The sequence below is a fragment of the uncultured Nevskia sp. genome (assembly GCF_903885465.1).
Classification (GTDB): Bacteria; Pseudomonadota; Gammaproteobacteria; order Nevskiales; family Nevskiaceae; genus Nevskia.
This window is the reverse complement of the sequence record NZ_CAISIQ010000361.1, coordinates 1-3,662: the sequence shown is the minus strand read 5'-3', so window position 1 is coordinate 3,662 and position 3,662 is coordinate 1. Positions and strand designations below refer to the sequence as shown.

The window sequence follows — 3,662 nt, the reverse complement described above, 5'->3', positions numbered from 1 at the left end:
CTGCTCGCTGGCGCGGCGCAGTTCGATCTCGTGTTCCAGCGATTGCGAATGCAGATGCAACTGGTCCAGTGCGGCCTGCAGTTCTGCCTTGCGCCGATACAGCTCCAGGAACACGCTGACCTTGGAGCGCAGGATCACTTCGTTGACCGGCTTGGCGATGTAGTCGACCGCGCCGGAGCCATAGCCTTTCAAACGATGCATGTCGTCGTAGGCAGCGCTGATGAAGATGATCGGCGTCTGGTTCGAGCTGTCGTCTTCACTGAGCAATTGAGCGACTTCGAAGCCGTCCATCTCCGGCATGTTGACGTCGAGCAGGATCAGCGCGAAGTGCTGATCCAGGCAGGCGGCCAGCGCGGCGTTGCCGGAATCGGCTTCGACCAGCTCGGCGCCAGCCTTGGCCAGCAGGCGGCGCAGGGCCAGGCGATTCGGGGCGTGATCGTCGACGATCAGGATCTTCGGCGTGGGCAGCGCCGTCAGTCCGGTGGGTAGCAAACTCGGCGGGGCTTCGATCATGGCGGACAGCAGCATTCGTTGATCCTGCGGGCAATGGCGGTCAAGGTCAGTACTTCGTCGGCGCCGGCACGTGTCAGCGCTGCCAGCGGCATCTGCGGTGCTTCGGCTTCCTTCGGGTCCTGCACCAGGGCGTAGCCACCGCGCTGGCGCACCTGGACGAGGCCATCGGCACCATCGTCATTGGCACCGGTCAGCACCACGGCGAGCAGCGACTCGGCGTAGACATCGGCCGCGGAGGCGAACAGCACGTCGACTGCGGGACGCACAAAGCGCACCCGAATGTCCGTCGACAGCATGAATCGGCGATCCGCCTCGATCAGCAGGTGATAGCCCGAAGGTGCGAGATGGACGATGCCCGGCGTCACCGGCTGGCGCTCTTCGGCTTCGTGCACCGGCAACGGCGACTGCCTGGCCAGCAGTTCGACGAGCAAGCCGCTGTCATCGTCCTGGCCGCGATGGCAGAGCACGATCACCGGTACCTGCAGATCGGCGCGCAGGCCGGACAGCACCGTGCTCAGCGCCTTCAGGCCACCCGTTGAACAGCCGATCACCACCGCAGCGCGTTGAGCCACCACACTCATGCCGCACTGACGGCGCCGAGCCGGTAGATGCGGGCGCGGCCGTCGACCGCTTCGAACTCGCGGGCATTCGGTGCAAAGCTGATGCTTTCCTTGTTGCCGAGACACAGGAAGCCGCCGCGGACCAGGCTGTCACGAAACAGGCCGAGCACATGATCCTGCAGCGGATTGGTGAAGTAGATCAGTACGTTCCGGCAGAGGATCAGATGCGCCTCGCAAAACACGCCGTCGGCCACCAGATTGTGATTCGCGAAAGTGATGTTGCGCTTGAGGCTTTCGTCGAGCTTGATGTGATCGTACTTGGCGATGCAGTAGTGATTCAGCGTGTGCTGGCCACCGGCAGCGAGATAGTTCTCGGCGTAGGCACGCGCCTCGCTGACCGGGAAGATGCCTTCCTGCGCGGCTCCCAGCGCCACATCGTTGAAATCGGTCGCGTAGATCTGCGTGCGGTCGTAAAGGCCGGCTTCGTCGAGCAGGATCGCCAGCGAATAGACCTCTTCGCCACGCGCGCAGCCAGCCTGCCAGATGTTGATGTGCGGGTACGAGGCCAGCACCGGAAACACTTCGCTGACCAGCGCCTGGAACACCGTGGGATTGCGGAACATTTCCGACACCGGCACCGACAGGCCGGCGATCACCAGAGGCAGCGCTTCATCCTCGCGCAGCAGCTTCGCGGTCAGCTCGCTGATGGTGTGGCAGCTCAAGCTCATCGCCAGGTTCTGCACCCGGCGCTTCAGCGAAGCGCGGGCGTAGCCGCTGAAGTCATAGCCGTGGCGCAGCTGCAGCGCGCGCACGAACAGTTCGAGTTCGACGTCCTCGGGATCGGGGCGATTCAAGCGCTCGGACTCTTTTTACGCGCGGGGCAAAGCCGTCCCTGGCGCGGCAGCGGTCTCTTTGAGTAGCCCGGCCCGGCCATCCCTGACCGGGCATTCGCCCCCGTAGCGGCAATGCCGCTAAGCACGGGGGCTCATCCAGACCCGCATCATCGACAGCAACTTGTCGACATCGATGGGTTTGGACAGATAGTCGCTGGCGCCCGCTTCCAGGCATTTCTCGCGATCGCCGCGCATGGCTTTCGCGGTCAACGCGATCATCGGCAGCTTGTTGAACTTCGGCTGCGCCCGGATTTCACGCATCGTTTCGTAGCCATCCATGCCGGGCATCATGATGTCCATCAGCACCAGGCTGATCTCGACATTGTCATCGAGCTGCTTCAGCGCCTTGTGGCCATCCTGCGCCATTAGCACTTTCAGACCGCGTGCCCGCAGCGCTTTCGATAGCGCGAAGATGTTGCGCATGTCGTCGTCGACCACCAGCACGGTCTTGCCAGCGAGGCGCGGATCGGCTTCGCGCACCGGCGGCGGCGCGGCCGGCTTCAGCGAGTGCAGGAACAGGCTGACCTCATCGAGCAGCCGCTCCGGCGAGCGCAGACCCTTGATGACGATCGAGTCGGTGTACTGACGCAGCTGCAGACTTTCTTCGCGCGACAGCTCGCGCCCGGAATGGATCACCACGGGCGGCAGCGGGCCGGACCGCGATGCGATTTCGAGGAACTCCTGGCCGGACATGCCGGGCAGATTGAGATCGAGCACGATGCAGTCGAAGCGAGCCTTGGCCAGCTGCTCCAGGCCTTCCTCGCCGCTGGCAGCATCGACGAGTTCGACGCCGGCATCGTTGAGCAAGCTGCGCATGGCCAGGCGCGAAGCCGAGTCATCATCGATCAGCAGCACTCGGCGCACCGTATCCACGCCGCCCGGATGAAGCAGGCGATCGAAGGCCGACAGCAGCGCCGCCTTCGACACCGGCTTGGTCAGGAAGCCGATCGCGCCGGCTTCGAGACCGCGCGCGGCATCGTCGGTGGCGGAAATGAAGTGCACCGGAATGTCCTTCAGCGAAACGTCCGCCTTCATCCGGTCGATCACCGCCCAGCCGTCCATGCCCGGCAGCATCACGTCGAGCAGGACGCCAGCCGGACGGAACTCGCGGACCAGCTTCAGGCCCGATTCGCCATCGCCGGCCGCCAGCACGCGATAGCCGCGACGGCGAATCAGCTCAGCCAGGATGCGGGCGAAGGCCGGATCGTCCTCGACGATCAGGATCACCGTGTCGTCGCCACTGATCAGCTCGCGGTCGTCAGTGATCGTCGGCGCCGGCGGCAGGCTCTGCACGGGCGCCGCGCTGGGCTTCGCTGCGGCAGTTAGCGGCGCGGCTTCGAACGAAGATGCTTCGCTTGCCATCGGCAGCGGCTCGGCTTCGAACGCCGGCGGTTCCTCCGGCAGCAGCACGGTGAAGGTGCTGCCGCTGCCGAAGCGGCTCTGCATGGCAATGTCGCCGCCCAATCGCCGCGCCATGCCGCGGGCGATCGACAGGCCCAGCCCGGTGCCGCCGAACTGCCGGCTGGTGCCGGCATCGACCTGCTGGAAGGTCTGGAACATCTTGTGGAACTTGTCTTCCGGAATGCCGATGCCGGTATCGCTGACCGCGATCGCCAGGCATTGCTCGCGCCCGAGCCCCGGCGGCAGACGCTGGCCGAGTTCGGGGCGACTGATGCGCAGCTCGACCTTGCCGGCG

The 3,662-nt window shown here is 65.0% G+C and carries 4 protein-coding genes; all 4 read right to left on the bottom strand.

All coding sequences use genetic code 11. The features are described from left to right. A partial coding sequence (locus QZY06_RS14255; protein ID WP_367275648.1) for a two-component system response regulator occupies nucleotides 1-513 on the bottom strand: 513 nt, incomplete at its 3' end. Beyond that, the gene (locus tag QZY06_RS14250) at nucleotides 510-1,094 is read right to left on the bottom strand and encodes a chemotaxis protein CheB (RefSeq protein WP_295685693.1); all 585 of its coding nucleotides are present in this window, start codon (nucleotides 1,092-1,094) and stop codon (nucleotides 510-512) included. The genes QZY06_RS14250 and QZY06_RS14255, both read right to left, overlap by 4 nt. Continuing rightward, nucleotides 1,091-1,927, bottom strand: a complete 837-nt coding sequence (locus tag QZY06_RS14245) for a CheR family methyltransferase (protein WP_295685691.1) — start codon at nucleotides 1,925-1,927, stop codon at nucleotides 1,091-1,093. The genes QZY06_RS14250 and QZY06_RS14245 overlap by 4 nt, the downstream gene beginning before the upstream one ends. 117 nt (nucleotides 1,928-2,044) lie before the next feature. Then, nucleotides 2,045-3,662, bottom strand: a 1,618-nt coding sequence (locus tag QZY06_RS14240; protein ID WP_295685689.1) for a response regulator, incomplete at its 5' end; no start/stop codon positions are given.

Bases quoted from the DNA above. Each gene is read 5' to 3' on its own strand.
- QZY06_RS14250 (WP_295685693.1), bottom strand. From the start codon at position 1,094: ATGAGTGTGGTGGCTCAACGCGCTGCGGTGGTGATCGGCTGTTCAACG.